The sequence below is a fragment of the Citrobacter sp. wls716 genome (assembly GCF_005280975.1).
Classification (GTDB): Bacteria; Pseudomonadota; Gammaproteobacteria; order Enterobacterales; family Enterobacteriaceae; genus Citrobacter; species Citrobacter youngae.
The window spans coordinates 328610-343518 of sequence record NZ_SZWX01000031.1; the positions used below are offsets into that span (position 1 = coordinate 328610).

Here is a 14909-nt window from a genome sequence, read left to right on the forward strand (position 1 = left end):
GCGATTGAGCGGGTAATATTAAATCCAATATATCCTTATAATTCCAAAGTGATGCAGGGGGATTATTCAATAGAGAATAGTCCCCTTGCATCTCCCTATCGTTCTATAAATGGGACACTGCTTCCCACTTTTCAATCTGGACGGGTTATAACACATGAATTATAAATGCATCTGTTTTTTATCTCTGAGGTTACACCATGAACAAGAACATATTGATCACAATATGCGCATTAGGTTTTGTGAATATTGCGCATGCCGAAGTATATAAATTGGATAGTACGCATACGAATGCGACATTTAATATCGACCATTTTCAGACGTCAACCAACCATGGTGGCTTTTACTCCATCAGCGGAGAAGTGAAATATCTTCCAGAGAAACAGCAAGGTGAAATGCAGGTAACCATTCCTGTTAAGTCTCTAAATACCGGTCTGGAAGCATTTGATAAACATATCCGTAGCAGCGATATACTCGATGCAGAAAAATATCCGAATATTGTATTCAAATCAACAAAATGGAACTTCTCTGAGGGCAAACCCGCCTCTATTGAAGGGATGTTGACGATGAAGGGTGTTACTAAACCTGTCACGTTAACGACGACCAAATTCGGCTGCTATATGAGTCCGGTTTTCAACGCTCAGGTCTGCGGTGGCGATTTCTCTGCAAAAATTGATCGTACCCTATGGGGTGTTGATTATCTCGTCAACATAGGAATGAGCAAAACAGTTGATATTAGTATTCAGGCTGAAGCAATACGCCAATAACAAGGAAGTAAGAGTGAAAGTGAATAAAACAGTTCTGGCCATAGCCTCTATGGCTATGATGATTTCATCGGGTATGGCGCAAGCCGAAGCATATAAAGCCAGCACCGAAGAGCACCCCATTAAAATGGTCAACATTGACTCTCTTGAAGATCAAGTAAAAGCCAGAATGGAAAAGGGAGCATTTGGTTATATTCGTGGAGGCGCGGAAGATGAAAATAATCTGCGCAGCAATACCGAGAGCTTTGATAAGAAATTTATCGTTCCTCGAGTATTGCAAGGTATTGAATTAAAAAATATCGATCTTTCAACCAGCTTGCTGGGCATTCCGCTAAAAACCCCCATAATCCAGGCGCCAATGGCAGCCCAGGGTCTGGCGCACGAAGCCGGTGAACTTGCCACAGCCCGAGGAATGGCCCAGGTAGGTTCAATTTTCTCTTTAAGCACCTACGGAAATAAAACCATTGAAGACGTTTCCAGGGCATCAGAGGGAAATCCGTTTTTCTTCCAGCTCTATATGAGTAAAAACAATAAGTTTAACGAATATATACTGAGTGAAGCAGTTAAGCATGGTGCAAAAGCGATCATTCTGACAGTCGATTCACCTGTTGGTGGATATCGTGAAGACGATATAAAAAATAATTTCCAGTTCCCTCTCGGCTTTGCAAATCTTGAGATGTTTGCGAAGCAGAGTGATGACGGTTCAAAAACAGGCAAAGGTTCTGGTATCAGCGAAATTTACGCACAAGCCAAACAAGCCTTCACACCGGAAGATATTAAATACGTTCACCAAATCTCCGGTTTGCCGGTCATTGTGAAAGGAATTCAATCGCCGGAAGATGCAGAGATTGCTATTAAGGCCGGAGCTGCAGCTATCTGGGTTTCTAACCACGGGGGAAGGCAACTCGATAGTGGGCCATCCTCATTTGATGTATTGCCCTCTATCGCAAAAGTGGTAAATAAACGCGTACCCATTATTTTTGATAGTGGTGTACGTCGTGGCTCACATGTATTTAAAGCTATCGCTAGTGGCGCTGATATCGTGGCTATTGGGCGTCCTGTCCTGTACGGTCTAAACCTTGGCGGGGCTCAGGGTGTTGCTTCTGTTGTCGAGCAACTCAACAAAGAATTAGTCATCAATATGATGCTCGGTGGAACCAAAGATATCGAGCAGGTGAAAAAAACCAAATTGTTGACCTTACGTGATCTGGAAGAATAAGAGCATACTTTGGGTTAACGGTGTGGAATATTAACCCCTCTACTCCACTCACCAGAGACATTATTAAAAATAGATAATAATGCTGAATACCGGCCACTATGGCCGGTATTTTATTTATTCACCATGGAGGAAAAATACCTTAATAGCCAAAGTGCAAGCCGACCCCGTAAAGCGCATATCCCATAGTGAAATCACTCAGTCGCCCTGAGGGAGTACAATTGAGTTCAATAGACTAATAGAATGCTATAACTGCTGATTTATCAAGAGAAAATTGAGTTCGGTAGACTTCAGTAGACTTGAGTTTGGAGCGGGCGAAGGGAATCGAACCCTCGTATAGAGCTTGGGAAGCTCTCGTTCTACCATTGAACTACGCCCGCGAAGAGGTGCGTGGGCCATTATAGACCTTACGCACCCTCTGACAAGCCCAAACTATGCTAACTGCTGATAAAATAGCCTGTTAGCACTTAGGTTTACTCCCCTGCGGCGGTAAATAACGCAGCGGATCAATCGCCGTTGCGCGATAGCGAATCTGGAAGTGCAGGCGTACAGATGCCGCATCAGTGCTACCCATGGTGGCAATTTTCTGCCCGGCCTTCACGCTCTGCCCGTTGTTCACCAGTAGCGTATCATTATGCGCATAAGCGGTAATGTAATCCTCACTGTGCTTAATCATGATGAGGTTGCCATAGCCCCGCAGCTGGTTGCCGACATAAACTACCTTCCCTGCTCCCGCCGCATAAACCGGTGTGCCGCGCGCAGCTGAGATATCAATACCCTTGTTGCCGCCATCCGCCGTTGAATAAGGCAGGATCACTTTACCGCTGGCAGGCCACAACCAGCAGCGTTGCCCCACCGGCGGCCAGGATGACTGCGGCACGGATGAAGATGGTCTGACAGTTGCCGTTTTAGTCGAGGATTTCTTGGTTGTTTTGCCAGAGCTTGAACTGGTTTTCGCGCCGCCGCTGACCTTCAGCCTTTGCCCTACTTCGATGGTATAGGGTGGTGAAATGTTATTCAGACGGGCAATCTCTTTCACGCTGGTGCCGGTGGCGCGCGAAATACGGTATAGCGTATCTCCCCGCTTCACGGTATACACGGAGCCGGAATAACTTCCTGTATCAGACGACTTACTCCCGGAACAGCCCGCTAACAGCAGACCGGCACACAGCAGCATCACGATACCCAAGCCATTTTTCTTCAGGCGTCCTGCACTCAAAACAATACCTCGCAACATTTTCAGACGCTTTATCATAGCAGCCAGAAACCGGATGCCAAATCATATCGCGTAACGAAGCGTCGGCTCTGGCATTTCACACCCTCTGTTAATCAATATGACTTAATTAAGCATATAATGTAGGCGCTTAAGATTGAGGGTGGACGCAATGCGACAGGAACATGTCATTTTATTGAACGAACAGGGCCAACCCTGTGGAACGCTGGAAAAGTATGCGGCGCATACCGCCACAACGCCCCTGCACTCCGCTTTCTCATGCTGGATATTTAACGAGCAGGGGCAACTACTGGTCACCCGCCGGTCGCTGCATAAAAAAGCCTGGCCGGGTGTCTGGACAAACTCGGTGTGCGGTCATCCACAATCAGGGGAAACAACTGAAGACGCCATTATCCGTCGCGCCCGCTTCGAGCTGGGAGCTGACATTCGCGCACTCACGCCCGTATACGCTGATTTTCGCTATTGTGCCGCAGATCCCAGTGGAATTGTGGAAAATGAAGTTTGTCCGGTATATGCCGCACAGCTAATCAGCACGCTGCAGCCGAATGCGGAGGAAGTGATGGATTATCGGTGGAGCAATCTTGAGGATGTGTTATGCGGGATTGACGCTACACCGTGGGCCTTCAGCCCGTGGATGGTAATGCAGGTTTCAGACGATAAGGCGCGAAAATTGTTGCGCGCATTTTCCAGCGGTCATTAATTGCCGGATGACAACGCAAACGCGTTTTATCCGGCCTACGAATCGTCTTCCGCGTAGGCCGGATAAGGCATCAGCCGCCATCCGGCAGTTCACATCTTACTTAACCGGACGCATTGCCGGGAACAGGATCACGTCGCGGATGGTGTGGCTGTTAGTGAACAGCATAACCATACGGTCGATACCAATACCCAGGCCCGCAGTCGGCGGCAGACCGTGTTCCAGAGCGGTAACGTAGTCTTCGTCGTAGAACATCGCTTCGTCATCACCCGCATCTTTGGCGTTAACCTGATCCTGGAAACGCTGCGCCTGATCTTCGGCATCGTTCAGCTCGCTGAAGCCGTTACCGATTTCACGTCCGCCGATGAAGAATTCGAAGCGATCGGTGATTTCCGGGTTTTCGTCATTACGACGCGCCAGCGGAGAAACTTCTGCCGGGTACTCGGTAATGAAGGTCGGTTGAATCAGGTGCGCTTCTGCAACTTCTTCAAAGATCTCGGTCACGATACGACCCAGACCCCAGCTCTTCTCAACTTTGATGCCGATAGATTCAGCAATCGCTTTTGCAGAGTCGAAGTTATCCAGATCGGCCATGTTGGTTTCCGGACGGTATTTCTGAATCGCTTCGCGCATGGTCAGTTTTTCGAACGGCTTACCGAAGTCGAAGACTTCTTCACCGTAAGGCACTTCAGTCGTTCCCAGAACGTTCTGCGCCAACGTACGGAACAGAGATTCGGTCAGTTCGATCAGATCTTTGTAGTCCGCATAAGCCATGTAGAGTTCCATCATAGTGAACTCTGGGTTATGGCGAACAGAGATGCCTTCGTTACGGAAGTTACGGTTAATTTCGAATACGCGTTCGAAACCGCCCACCACCAGACGCTTGAGGTACAGTTCCGGCGCAATACGCAGGTACATGTCCAGATCCAGCGCGTTATGGTGGGTGATAAACGGACGTGCTGCCGCACCGCCGGGGATCACCTGCATCATCGGGGTTTCAACTTCCATAAAGCCGCGGCCCACCATGAACTGACGGATACCCGCCATGATCTGTGAACGCACTTTAAAGGTGTTGCGGGATTCATCATTAGAGATGAGATCCAGGTAACGCTGGCGGTAACGCGCTTCCTGATCCTGCAGACCGTGGAATTTATCCGGCAGCGGGCGCAGGGCTTTGGTCAGCAGACGCAGCTCGGTACAATGGATGGACAGTTCGCCGGTTTTGGTCTTAAACAACTTACCTTTCGCGCCGAGGATATCGCCCAGATCCCACTTCTTGAACTGCTCGTTGTAGACGCCTTCCGGCAGATCGTCGCGCGCAACGTACAGCTGAATACGGCCGCCCACGTCCTGCAGCGTAACGAATGATGCTTTACCCATAATACGACGGGTCATCATGCGGCCAGCAACGGATACCTCAATGTTCAGCGCTTCCAGTTCTTCGTTTTCTTTCGCGTCGAAGTCAGCGTGCAGTTGGTCTGAGGTATGATCGCGACGGAAATCGTTCGGGAACGGGATCCCCTGCTCGCGCAGGCTCGCCAGCTTCTCACGGCGCGTTTTCAGTTCATTGTTAAGGTCGGCTACCGCGTCAGCGCCCTGTGCGTGTTGTTCAGACATGTTGGTTCCTCATAACCCTGCTTTCAAACTTGCTTCGATAAATTGATCCAGGCTGCCATCCAGCACTGCCTGCGTGTTACGGGTTTCAACCCCGGTACGCAGATCTTTAATGCGGGAGTCATCAAGGACATAAGAACGAATCTGGCTACCCCAGCCGATATCTGACTTGGTGTCTTCCATCGCCTGTTTCTCGGCATTCTTCTTCTGCATTTCCAGTTCATAAAGCTTCGCTTTCATCTGCTTCATGGCCTGGTCTTTGTTCTTGTGCTGGGAACGGTCGTTCTGGCACTGCGTCACAATCCCGGTCGGGATGTGGGTAATACGCACCGCAGATTCTGTACGGTTAACGTGCTGACCACCCGCACCAGAGGCGCGATAAACGTCGATACGCAGGTCCGCTGGGTTGATATCGATATCGATATCATCGTCAACTTCCGGGTAGACAAACGCCGAACTGAACGACGTATGGCGACGGCCGCCGGAATCGAACGGGCTTTTACGTACCAGGCGGTGTACACCGGTTTCAGTACGCAGCCAACCGTAAGCATATTCTCCAGCGATTCTGATGGTCACGGATTTAATACCCGCCACTTCACCTTCAGACTCTTCAATAATTTCGGTCTTAAAGCCGCGCGCTTCAGCCCAACGCAGATACATACGCATCAGCATGCTGGCCCAATCCTGCGCTTCGGTACCGCCGGAGCCAGCCTGGATATCGAGATAGCAATCTGCGCTGTCATATTCACCGGAGAACATACGACGGAACTCCAGCTGTGCCAGTTTATCTTCCAGCGTATCGAGTTCTGCTACGGCTTCGTTAAAGGTTTCTTCGTCATCGGCTTCTACAGCCAGTTCCAACAGGCCGGAGACATCTTCCAGGCCCTGGCTCATCTGATCGAGCGTATCAACGATGGCCTCAAGGGAAGAACGTTCTTTACCCAGCGCCTGTGCACGTTCGGGTTCGTTCCACACGTCCGGCTGTTCCAGCTCGGCGTTTACTTCTTCCAGACGCTCTTTCTTGGCATCATAGTCAAAGATACCCCCTAAGAACGTCTGAGCGTTCCGTGAGGTCCTGAATGCGGTTATTTACCGGATTAATTTCAAACATGGTCTGATTTCTTTTATTGAACGAGTCAAAATGCGGTTATAAGAGCGGGATTGTAACCAATCCACACCCTTTTTTATAGCGAATATACACGTCATCCTTCAAGCTGACTCTTTGTTGGCTGCGCGAATTCACCCCAGTCACGTACTCGTTGTACGCTCCTGGGGACTCATTCACTTGCCGCCTCGATGCAGCTTGAATGATTATGTGTATTGTGACGCTAAAGTGGCCAGATATTATCGATTATAATCTGCAGGCTGCGGTTACCGCGAAACTCATTAATATCCAGTTTGTAGGCAAGCTGAACTTCGCGAACACCGTTATCCGGCCAGCATGTGGTATCGACATTAAACGCAATTCCGTCCAGCAGTGGGCCGCCGCCAACAGGCTCCACCATCACCTTCAGATGACGCTCACCGACCAGGCGCTGCTGAAGCAGGCGGAAATGCCCGTCAAACAGCGGCTCCGGGAACATTTGTCCCCACGGGCCGGCATCGCGCAGCATTTGCGCGACCTCCATGGTCATCTCTGCCACACTCAGCGGACCATCAGAGACTACCTCACCCTGTAATAAAGCGGGGTCAAGCCATTCTGTTACCAGTTCGCCAAAACGCTGCTGGAAACGCTCAAACTGCGCTTCTTCCAGCGACAGACCTGCTGCCATCGCATGTCCACCAAACTTAATGATCATGCCGGGATAAAGCGTATCCAGACGCTCCAGCACATCACGCATATGCAGTCCCTGGATCGAACGTCCGGAGCCTTTCAGCGTACCGTCACCGGCAGGCGCAAACGCAATCACCGGACGATGGAAGCGCTCTTTGATGCGCGACGCCAGAATCCCCACCACGCCCTGATGCCACTCTGGGTGGTACATTGCCAGGCCGCCTGGGAGTGTGTCACTACTGCGTTCCAGCTTTTCACACAGGGTCAGTGCTTCTGCCTGCATCCCCTGTTCAATCTCTTTTCGTGTCTGGTTTAGCGCGTCCAGCTCATTGGCCAGCACGCGCGCTTCACCAATGTTGTCACACAGTAGCAGCGCCACGCCGACGGACATATCATCCAGACGACCTGCCGCGTTCAGCCGAGGGCCAAGCGCAAAACCTAAATCACTGGCGGCCAGTTTGAGCGGGTCACGATTGGAAATCTCCAGTAGCGCCTTAATGCCAGGGCGGCACTTTCCAGCACGAATGCGGCTTAAACCTTGCCACGTCAGGATACGGTTATTGGCATCCAGCGGCACCACGTCTGCTACTGTGCCCAAAGCAACCAGATCAAGCAAATCTGCCAGGTTCGGCGGTGCAATGCCTCGTTCATCAAACCAACCTTTGTCACGCAGGAAAGTACGCAGCGCCAGCATCAGATAGAAGGCTACACCAACGCCTGCCAGCGATTTCGACGGGAATTCACAGTCGGGCAGGTTAGGGTTGATGATCGCCTCTGCGCCCGGCAGCGTGTCACCGGGCAGGTGGTGATCGGTCACAACGACCGGGATCCCCAACGCTCTGGCATGTTCGACTCCCGCGTGAGACGAGATGCCGTTGTCTACGGTGACAATTAGCTGAGCGCCCCGGGCATGGGCCTGATCCACGACTTCCGGGCTTAAACCATAGCCGTCTTCAAAACGATTAGGCACCAGGTAGTCAACGTTGCTGCAGCCCAACGCACGCATTGCCAGGATGCTCAGCGCCGTGCTGGTCGCACCATCGGCATCGAAATCCCCCACCACAATGATGCGGGTTCCTTCGCGAAAGGCGTTATAGAGGATCTCAACCGCTTTTTCGACGCCGTTCAAATGCTGCCACGGCAGCATGCCTTTCACGCTACGCTCAAGCTCCTGCGCGCTGCGCACGCCGCGACTGGCGTACAAACGACGCAGCAGCGGCGGCAAGTCGGCTGGTAGCTCGGCGGTCTCGTCGGCTTCACGCCGACGAAGTTGTATCTGTTGTTTCACGCGAATTATTTACCGCTGGTCTGTTTTTCGTGTGCGTCGAGGAATTCTTTCATCTCTTTCGGCCCCTGATAGCCCGGAACAACATAGCCGTTGCTCAGGACAATCGCCGGTGTGCCACTGACGCCAAACTGCACGCCCAGCGCGTAATGATTCGCGATATCCACATCACAGGTCGCCGCTTTCACGCCCTTGCCCGCCATTGCATCGTCAAAGGCTTTGTTTTTATCTTTTGCACACCAGATTGACTTCATGTCCTGCTCGGCCAGGCTTTCCAGCCCCTGTCGAGGGAAGGCCAGATAACGGACGGTGATCCCTAACGCATTGTAGTCTTTCATCTCTTCATGCAACTTGTGGCAGTAACCACAGGTGATGTCGGTGAAAACGGTGATGACGTGTTTTTCCTGCGGCGCTTTGTAGACGATCATCTCTTTTTCCAGCGCATTCAGATGCTTCATCAGCAGTTGATTAGTGACATTTACCGGACTTGCGCCACTTACGTCATACATCGGCCCCTGAATAATATGCTTGCCGTCTTCAGTCACGTACAGCACACCGCTATTGGTCAGTACGGTTTTCATGCCCGCAACCGGAGCAGGTTGAATTTCGGTGCTCTGCACGCCCAGCTTCGCTAATGACTGGCGAATAGCTGCATCGTCTGCATGCACCATGCCTGAAAACGCTGTAGCCAGCAGGGTGAGCATCATAAAACGTTTCTTCATAACCTATCCTTTACTGTCAGCACTCACGCTCGTGGGTGATGCTGTTGATGTAGTTGACGCAAGCGCTCCGTTGCGACATGTGTATAAATCTGCGTAGTCGAGAGATCGCTATGCCCCAGCAGCATCTGCACCACGCGCAGGTCAGCGCCGTGATTGAGCAGATGCGTGGCAAAAGCATGCCGCAATACGTGCGGTGACAGTTTCTCGCTGTCGATCCCTGCTAACACAGCATAGTGTTTAATACGATGCCAGAAAGTCTGACGGGTCATCTGCTGCGCACGCTGGCTGGGAAACAGTACGTCAATCGATACGCCGTTGAGCAACCACGGACGACCGTGTTCCAGGTATGTTTCCAGCCAGTACACGGCTTCTTCGCCCAACGGCACAAGCCGCTCTTTGTTGCCTTTACCAATCACCCGCACAACGCCCTGGCGCAGACTAATATCGCTCATCGTCAGCCCCACCAACTCTGATACGCGCAACCCCGTAGCGTACAAAACCTCCAGCATCGCTTTGTCGCGTAGCTCAAGCGGTTGGTCAATAAGCGGAGCCTGCAGCAGCCGTTCTACCTGCGCTTCGCTGAGATCTTTTGGCAAACGCTGCGGAAGTTTAGGTGAAGCAAGCGAGGCGCTTGGATCGTCTTCGCGAAATTTTTCGCCGTAAAGATGCTGAAAAAAACGCCGCATGGCACTGAGCAAACGTGCTGAACTGGTGGCTTTATACCCGCCATCCATCCGCTCAGCCAGCAATGCCTGCAAATCATCACTTTGCGCCGTCGCCAGTGAAATGCCACGATGGTGCAACCATTCAACAAGCATTGTCAGATCGCGACGATACGCACTTAACGTGTTCTCTGCCAGATTTCGTTCCAGCCACAGTGCATCAAGAAACTGCTCGATGCGCGCCAGATCCTGTTCCACTCGCGCCCCTTATTCCACTCTCATTTTTGATGCATTATGCCTCATTGTGCCGGGATTGCGGCGATTCTGTTACACTACCCGCAACGCTACAGCAGAATTGAGATGTTTACGTCATGAACATGGGTCTTTTTTACGGTTCCAGCACCTGCTACACCGAAATGGCAGCAGAAAAAATCCGCGATATCCTGGGTCCCGAACTGGTGACACTGCACAATCTCAAGGATGATTCCCCGGCTCTAATGGAGCAGTATGACGTGCTCATTTTGGGTATTCCAACCTGGGATTTCGGTGAAATTCAGGAAGACTGGGAAGTGGTCTGGGATCAACTGGACAACCTCAACCTGGAAGGCAAGATTGTCGCGCTTTACGGCATGGGCGATCAACTGGGGTACGGTGAGTGGTTCCTTGATGCACTGGGTATGCTGCATGATAAACTGGTCACCAAAGGCGTTAAGTTTGTCGGTTACTGGCCAACAGAAGGTTATGAGTTCACCAGTGATAAACCCGTGATTGCCGATGGGCAGTTGTTTGTCGGTTTAGCTCTGGATGAAACGAACCAGTACGACCTCAGCGATGAACGTATCCAGGCATGGTGTGAGCAAATTCTCGGTGAAATGGCCGAACACTGGTCCTGATAGCCAGTTTGCCGGATGACGGCGTGAATGCCTTCTCCGGCTTACATAGCGCGCTAAACCGTAGCTGCTCGCCATCAGTCATTCGCCGGCGTTAACCCTGCTTTACCTGTTGCAGCATTAACCGCCGCAAATCCCGCCACTCAGCGTCATCCATGCTGTCCGCTGCCAGCCACAAATGCTGACGTTTTCCCGCATCTGAACGCAAACGCAGCATCATGCCCGTTTTAATCATCCAGGGTGCACAAACGATAGACCACTCTTGCCCCTGCCAGCGCAGGCGACCGTCCATTAACAGTCTAATTTCTCCCTGACAAGCGTTAATGCGACGCTGACTGCGTACGCTATCAAACACCACCAGAGAGAGCAGCACCAACCATAATGGGGTGTAGCTCAATGGCCAGGGCATCAATAAAATGAATACCGCAACCAGCCCATGAATGAGCAGAGAGAGCCACTGTGCGCGCCATGAAACGCGTAAATCAGATTGCCACTGGACCACGTTCCCGATTCCGTGTCTGGATGAGTCGCACCATCTGCTCCAACTGCTCATCAGCCGGTTTCCCATGATTCATCAACCAGTTAAATAAGTCTGGATCATCACATTCCAGCAGACGGATAAAGATGCGTTTTTCTTCGTCACTTAAGTTGTCATACTCATGTTCGAAAAACGGCATGATAGAGATGTCCAGTTCACGCATACCGCGGCGGCATGCCCAATGAATACGTGCTTTGTTGTTAATATCCATGTTCTTTTCCCTGTCTCGCGAAAACGAAGTATCCGGCTATTGTAACGTGTTTTTCACGCTCTTTTACGGGAATATCAGTAAACGGAAGCGCGATCGCTAAATAAAACCACATTAAGTCAAAGGGTTCACTTTTTTGGATGTCTCCTCGCAAAGCTTAATATAAGGCACAAACAGGATGTTTAAACCGCTTGCAATAGCCTATAGCTCTTTTACCATTAGTCATTATTATCGCGTTAAGCAAATCAGGACATTATTATGGCTTTTACATCGTTTCCTCCTCGCCAGCCGTGTGCGTCGGCACGTTTGCCTCTGACGCTAATGACGCTCGACGACTGGGCTCTCGCCACCATTACCGGCGTCGACAGTGAAAAGTACATCCAGGGCCAGGTCACCGCTGATGTCAGCCAGATGACCGAACAGCAACACCTGCTGGCAGCTCACTGCGATGCCAAAGGTAAAATGTGGAGCAACCTGCGTCTCTTCCGTCAGGCTGATGGTTTTGCCTGGCTTGAACGCCGTAGCCTGCGTGATGCCCAATTGACCGAACTGAAAAAATACGCCGTCTTCTCGAAGGTCGTGATTGCCCCGGATGACGAGCGCGTCCTGCTGGGCGTAGCGGGCTTCCAGGCGCGCGCGGCGCTAGCCAATCTCTTTAACGAACTGCCAACCAGCGATAAGCAGGTCGTTACCCACGGCGCTTCCACCCTGCTGTGGTTCGAGCATCCATCTGAACGCTTCCTGCTGATCGTTGATGTCGCAACAGCTGAGATGATTGCGGAGAAACTGCGTGGCGAAGCAGAATTGAATAACAGCCAACAGTGGCTGGCGCTGGATATCGAAGCGGGTATTCCGGTTATTGATACTGCCAACAGCGCACAGTTTATTCCGCAGGCCACCAATCTGCAGGCATTGGGCGGTATCAGCTTTAAAAAAGGCTGCTATACCGGTCAGGAAATGGTTGCCCGTGCAAAATTCCGCGGCGCCAATAAACGCGCCATGTGGACTCTGGCAGGTGCGGCCAGTCGGGTGCCGGAAGCGGGTGAAGACCTTGAGCTGAAAATGGGCGAGAACTGGCGTCGTACCGGCACCGTACTCGCCGCGGTACAGCTGGCTGATGGACAAGTGCTGGTGCAGGTTGTGATGAATAACGACATGGAAGCCGACAGCGTGTTCCGCGTTCGCGACGATGCAAAAACGCTGCATATCGTACCGCTGCCGTATTCGCTGGAAGAGTAAAAGATTAACGCCGGATAGCGCACGCTTATCCGGCCTACAGGCACATTTTGTAGGCCGGATAAGGCGTTAGCCGCCATCCGGCATCAAGGGTTAAGCCTGACCAACGTACAGATAGATTGCCAGGAAGTGGCAAACGCTGCCGCCCAGCACAAAGCCATGCCAGATCGCGTGGTTGTAAGGAATGCGCTTACAGACGTAGAAAATAACGCCCAGCGAATACACGACGCCGCCAACGGCCAGCAACGTCACACCACCCGCCGACAGCTTAACCGCCAGTTGATACACCACTATCAGCGATAGCCAGCCCATTGTCAGGTAGGTCACCAGCGACAGAACCTTAAAGCGGTGCGCAATAGTCAGTTTGAATAAAATACCGATTAGCGCCAGGCTCCAGATAACAATCATCAGTCCGCGTGCCAGCGGCGAATCCAGCCCCACCAGCAGAAATGGCGTGTAGGTCCCGGCAATCAGCAGATAAATCGCGCAGTGGTCGAATTTTTTCAGCCAGACTTTCGCTCTCTGATGGGGGATCGCATGATACAAGGTTGAGGCAAGGAACAGCAGGATCATGCTGCCGCCGTACAGGCTATAGCTGGTAATAGCCATGGCGCTGGCGTTGGTATCCACTGCCTGAACCAGTAACAGCACCAGTCCGACAATCCCAAACACCAGCCCGATACCGTGACTGATGCTATTGGCTATTTCCTCTGCCAGCGAATATCCCTGCGCGATTAATGGCTTCTGAACCATAAGTTACTCCCCAGAAACGAACACTTTCGTTATTGCGCCTCTAGCGTAACTGAGAATGGTTCCAGTGAACACATGTTAGCTAAAATATTTATCAAATAATAAATAATTAATAAAAATCATATAATTGCATTTTATATTTCAGCTAACAGCTGTACCTGTAAAGTTAAAGGCATTTAAAATCAATCACATAAAATTGCGTTTGATCCGGGTAAATCTCGGCGATCACCTGTTTAAGCTCATCGAGCGCCATGTTTTCCTGCTGGGCATGTTTTTCCGTTAGCCTATCCAGCGTAACCGTTGAGGTGCCGACAACTTCAATCGTGCAGAAGTAGCCCTCATCTTCAAAGCGTCCAACCCGTAGAATGTCCCCGGCTTTAAAGTGTGATTCGGACTCGTCACGAATGGTGATGGTTTTGCGTCCGGCCAGAATGTCATCCTGGAAACGCTGAAAAAAAGTGATGTCATTTGGCTGCATGTTATTATTCCCTGTAGATAAAGTCTGATGAGTGAGTTTTGCCATTGTGAGTATGTTCTCCCACGCTGCCATCGCCAGTCTCAACAATCTTGAGATGCTGGTCTACAACTATGTCATCAAAAACCGTGACAAAGTCATGTACATGACCATTCGCGAACTGGCTGATGCCGTGGGCGTTTCCACCACCACCGTACTGCGCTTTTGCCGCAAGCTTAAGTGTGAGGGTTACTCAGAATTTCGCTTACGCTTCAAATTATATTTAGAGCAGAATGAACCGCAACAGGCTAATTTCGGTGCCAGCGAAATTATCAGCTTCTTTAAAGGCGTCAATAACGACGAGTTCGATAAACTGCTCGATCAGGCTGTTGATATTATATTATCTTCCGAGCGTATTATATTCGTCGGAGCGGGAACGTCTGGAGCGCTGGCAAAATATGGCGCACGTTTTTTCTCAAACGTCGGTAAATTCAGTAATCACATTGACGATCCTTATTTCCCGGTAACTAACGACATGGCCAGAAACGCGCTGGCGATCGTGCTTTCCGTTTCTGGTGAAACAGAAGAGATCCTGCGCTTTGCCAGCCAGTTCAGTCTGCACAACTGTAAGGTTCTGTCTGTCACCAGCCATGAACACTCTCGCCTGGCGAAACTCGCCGACTTTAATCTCTCCTGGCATGTTCCACAAACACGTATTGCCGGGGTATACGATATAACCACGCAGATCCCCGTTATTTATATTCTGGAATCACTCGGTCGCAAGCTGGCGAAAAGAATAGCGTAAAAAAACAATCTGTTTTTTTGATGTAACAAATCACATTTACGCTATTTTGTTATATCGTGACAT

At 50.9% G+C, this 14909-nt stretch carries 16 protein-coding genes and 1 tRNA gene; 6 read left to right on the forward strand and 11 right to left on the reverse strand.

From position 1 onward, the window contains the following. Positions 1-197: 197 nt before the first annotated feature. Positions 198-764 carry a YceI family protein gene (locus FDX24_RS11660; protein ID WP_137364339.1) on the forward strand — a complete coding sequence of 189 codons (567 nt, stop codon included), beginning with the start codon at positions 198-200 and terminating at the stop codon, positions 762-764. Positions 765-813: 49 nt separating this feature from the next. Continuing rightward, entirely contained in the window at positions 814-1980 is a 1167-nt protein-coding gene (locus FDX24_RS11665; RefSeq protein WP_137364361.1) for a lactate oxidase, read from the forward strand. A 303-nt stretch (positions 1981-2283) separates the two neighbouring features. On the opposite strand, the gene FDX24_RS11670 is transcribed toward FDX24_RS11665, so the two are convergent. Beyond that, a tRNA-Gly gene (locus FDX24_RS11670) sits at positions 2284-2357 on the reverse strand. 80 nt (positions 2358-2437) lie between these two features. Then, on the reverse strand, positions 2438-3196 hold the full coding sequence (gene actS, locus FDX24_RS11675; protein ID WP_048213497.1) for an amidase activator ActS: 759 nt from the start codon (positions 3194-3196) through the stop codon (positions 2438-2440). Positions 3197-3362: 166 nt separating this feature from the next. Between actS and idi the strand changes: the two genes are divergently transcribed. Further along, the gene (gene idi, locus FDX24_RS11680) at positions 3363-3911 is read left to right on the forward strand and encodes an isopentenyl-diphosphate Delta-isomerase (protein WP_048213161.1); all 549 of its coding nucleotides are present in this window, start codon (positions 3363-3365) and stop codon (positions 3909-3911) included. Between the two features lie 96 nt (positions 3912-4007). On the opposite strand, the gene lysS is transcribed toward idi, so the two are convergent. From lysS to xerD, 5 genes are all read right to left on the reverse strand, one after another. Continuing rightward, the gene (lysS, locus tag FDX24_RS11685) at positions 4008-5525 is read right to left on the reverse strand and encodes a lysine--tRNA ligase (protein ID WP_115642921.1); all 1518 of its coding nucleotides are present in this window, start codon (positions 5523-5525) and stop codon (positions 4008-4010) included. 9 nt (positions 5526-5534) lie between these two features. Next, a protein-coding gene (prfB, locus tag FDX24_RS11690; RefSeq protein WP_096878465.1) for a peptide chain release factor 2 occupies positions 5535-6633 on the reverse strand; the annotation gives its coding sequence in 2 pieces (ribosomal slippage) (positions 5535-6557 and positions 6559-6633; 1098 coding nt in all). Between the two features lie 217 nt (positions 6634-6850). Next, positions 6851-8584 (reverse strand): single-stranded-DNA-specific exonuclease RecJ, encoded by a 1734-nt coding sequence (gene recJ / locus FDX24_RS11695; protein ID WP_137364340.1) that lies wholly within the window; start codon positions 8582-8584, stop codon positions 6851-6853. A 5-nt stretch (positions 8585-8589) separates the two neighbouring features. Next, complete coding sequence (gene dsbC / locus FDX24_RS11700; RefSeq protein ID WP_137364341.1) at positions 8590-9303, reverse strand: bifunctional protein-disulfide isomerase/oxidoreductase DsbC; 714 nt, start codon at positions 9301-9303, stop codon at positions 8590-8592. 23 nt (positions 9304-9326) lie between these two features. Further along, positions 9327-10223: a site-specific tyrosine recombinase XerD gene (gene xerD, locus FDX24_RS11705; RefSeq protein ID WP_005123354.1), complete on the reverse strand. Its 897-nt coding sequence runs from the start codon at positions 10221-10223 to the stop codon at positions 9327-9329. Positions 10224-10336: 113 nt separating this feature from the next. On the opposite strand from xerD, the gene fldB reads away from it, so the two are divergent. Next, positions 10337-10858, forward strand: coding sequence for a flavodoxin FldB (gene fldB / locus FDX24_RS11710; protein ID WP_040232135.1), 522 nt, complete (start codon positions 10337-10339; stop codon positions 10856-10858). Between the two features lie 91 nt (positions 10859-10949). On the opposite strand, the gene FDX24_RS11715 is transcribed toward fldB, so the two are convergent. Both FDX24_RS11715 and sdhE read right to left on the reverse strand, forming a co-directional pair. Further along, a complete protein-coding gene (locus tag FDX24_RS11715; RefSeq protein ID WP_048213165.1) occupies positions 10950-11357 on the reverse strand; it encodes a protein YgfX in 408 nt (135 codons plus the stop codon). Further along, the gene (sdhE, locus tag FDX24_RS11720) at positions 11338-11604 is read right to left on the reverse strand and encodes an FAD assembly factor SdhE (protein WP_005123351.1); all 267 of its coding nucleotides are present in this window, start codon (positions 11602-11604) and stop codon (positions 11338-11340) included. Before sdhE ends, FDX24_RS11715 begins: the two co-directional genes overlap by 20 nt. 255 nt (positions 11605-11859) lie before the next feature. On the opposite strand from sdhE, the gene ygfZ reads away from it, so the two are divergent. Then, positions 11860-12840 (forward strand): tRNA-modifying protein YgfZ, encoded by a 981-nt coding sequence (gene ygfZ / locus FDX24_RS11725; protein ID WP_137364342.1) that lies wholly within the window; start codon positions 11860-11862, stop codon positions 12838-12840. 90 nt (positions 12841-12930) lie between these two features. Here the strand turns inward: ygfZ and FDX24_RS11730 are convergent, their stop codons facing one another. Together FDX24_RS11730 and yqfB are read right to left on the reverse strand one after the other, a co-directional pair. Beyond that, positions 12931-13590: a hemolysin III family protein gene (locus FDX24_RS11730; RefSeq protein WP_101742747.1), complete on the reverse strand. Its 660-nt coding sequence runs from the start codon at positions 13588-13590 to the stop codon at positions 12931-12933. Positions 13591-13753: 163 nt separating this feature from the next. Next, the gene (gene yqfB, locus FDX24_RS11735; RefSeq protein ID WP_137364343.1) at positions 13754-14065 is read right to left on the reverse strand and encodes a N(4)-acetylcytidine aminohydrolase; all 312 of its coding nucleotides are present in this window, start codon (positions 14063-14065) and stop codon (positions 13754-13756) included. A gap of 52 nt (positions 14066-14117) precedes the next feature. Here yqfB and FDX24_RS11740 point away from each other — a divergent pair, with 52 nt between their 5' ends. Continuing rightward, positions 14118-14846, forward strand: a complete 729-nt coding sequence (locus FDX24_RS11740) for a MurR/RpiR family transcriptional regulator (RefSeq protein ID WP_061068520.1) — start codon at positions 14118-14120, stop codon at positions 14844-14846. Positions 14847-14909: the final 63 nt, after the last annotated feature.

Coding starts and splice junctions, on each gene's coding strand:
- FDX24_RS11740 (WP_061068520.1), top strand. CDS start 14,118: ATGTTCTCCCACGCTGCCATCGCCAGTCTCAACAATCTTGAGATGCTG.
- ygfZ (WP_137364342.1), top strand. CDS start 11,860: ATGGCTTTTACATCGTTTCCTCCTCGCCAGCCGTGTGCGTCGGCACGT.
- FDX24_RS11665 (WP_137364361.1), top strand. CDS start 814: ATGGCTATGATGATTTCATCGGGTATGGCGCAAGCCGAAGCATATAAA.
- fldB (WP_040232135.1), top strand. CDS start 10,337: ATGAACATGGGTCTTTTTTACGGTTCCAGCACCTGCTACACCGAAATG.
- yqfB (WP_137364343.1), bottom strand. CDS start 14,065: ATGCAGCCAAATGACATCACTTTTTTTCAGCGTTTCCAGGATGACATT.
- FDX24_RS11730 (WP_101742747.1), bottom strand. CDS start 13,590: ATGGTTCAGAAGCCATTAATCGCGCAGGGATATTCGCTGGCAGAGGAA.
- lysS (WP_115642921.1), bottom strand. CDS start 5,525: ATGTCTGAACAACACGCACAGGGCGCTGACGCGGTAGCCGACCTTAAC.
- idi (WP_048213161.1), top strand. CDS start 3,363: ATGCGACAGGAACATGTCATTTTATTGAACGAACAGGGCCAACCCTGT.
- FDX24_RS11660 (WP_137364339.1), top strand. CDS start 198: ATGAACAAGAACATATTGATCACAATATGCGCATTAGGTTTTGTGAAT.
- dsbC (WP_137364341.1), bottom strand. CDS start 9,303: ATGAAGAAACGTTTTATGATGCTCACCCTGCTGGCTACAGCGTTTTCA.
- sdhE (WP_005123351.1), bottom strand. CDS start 11,604: ATGGATATTAACAACAAAGCACGTATTCATTGGGCATGCCGCCGCGGT.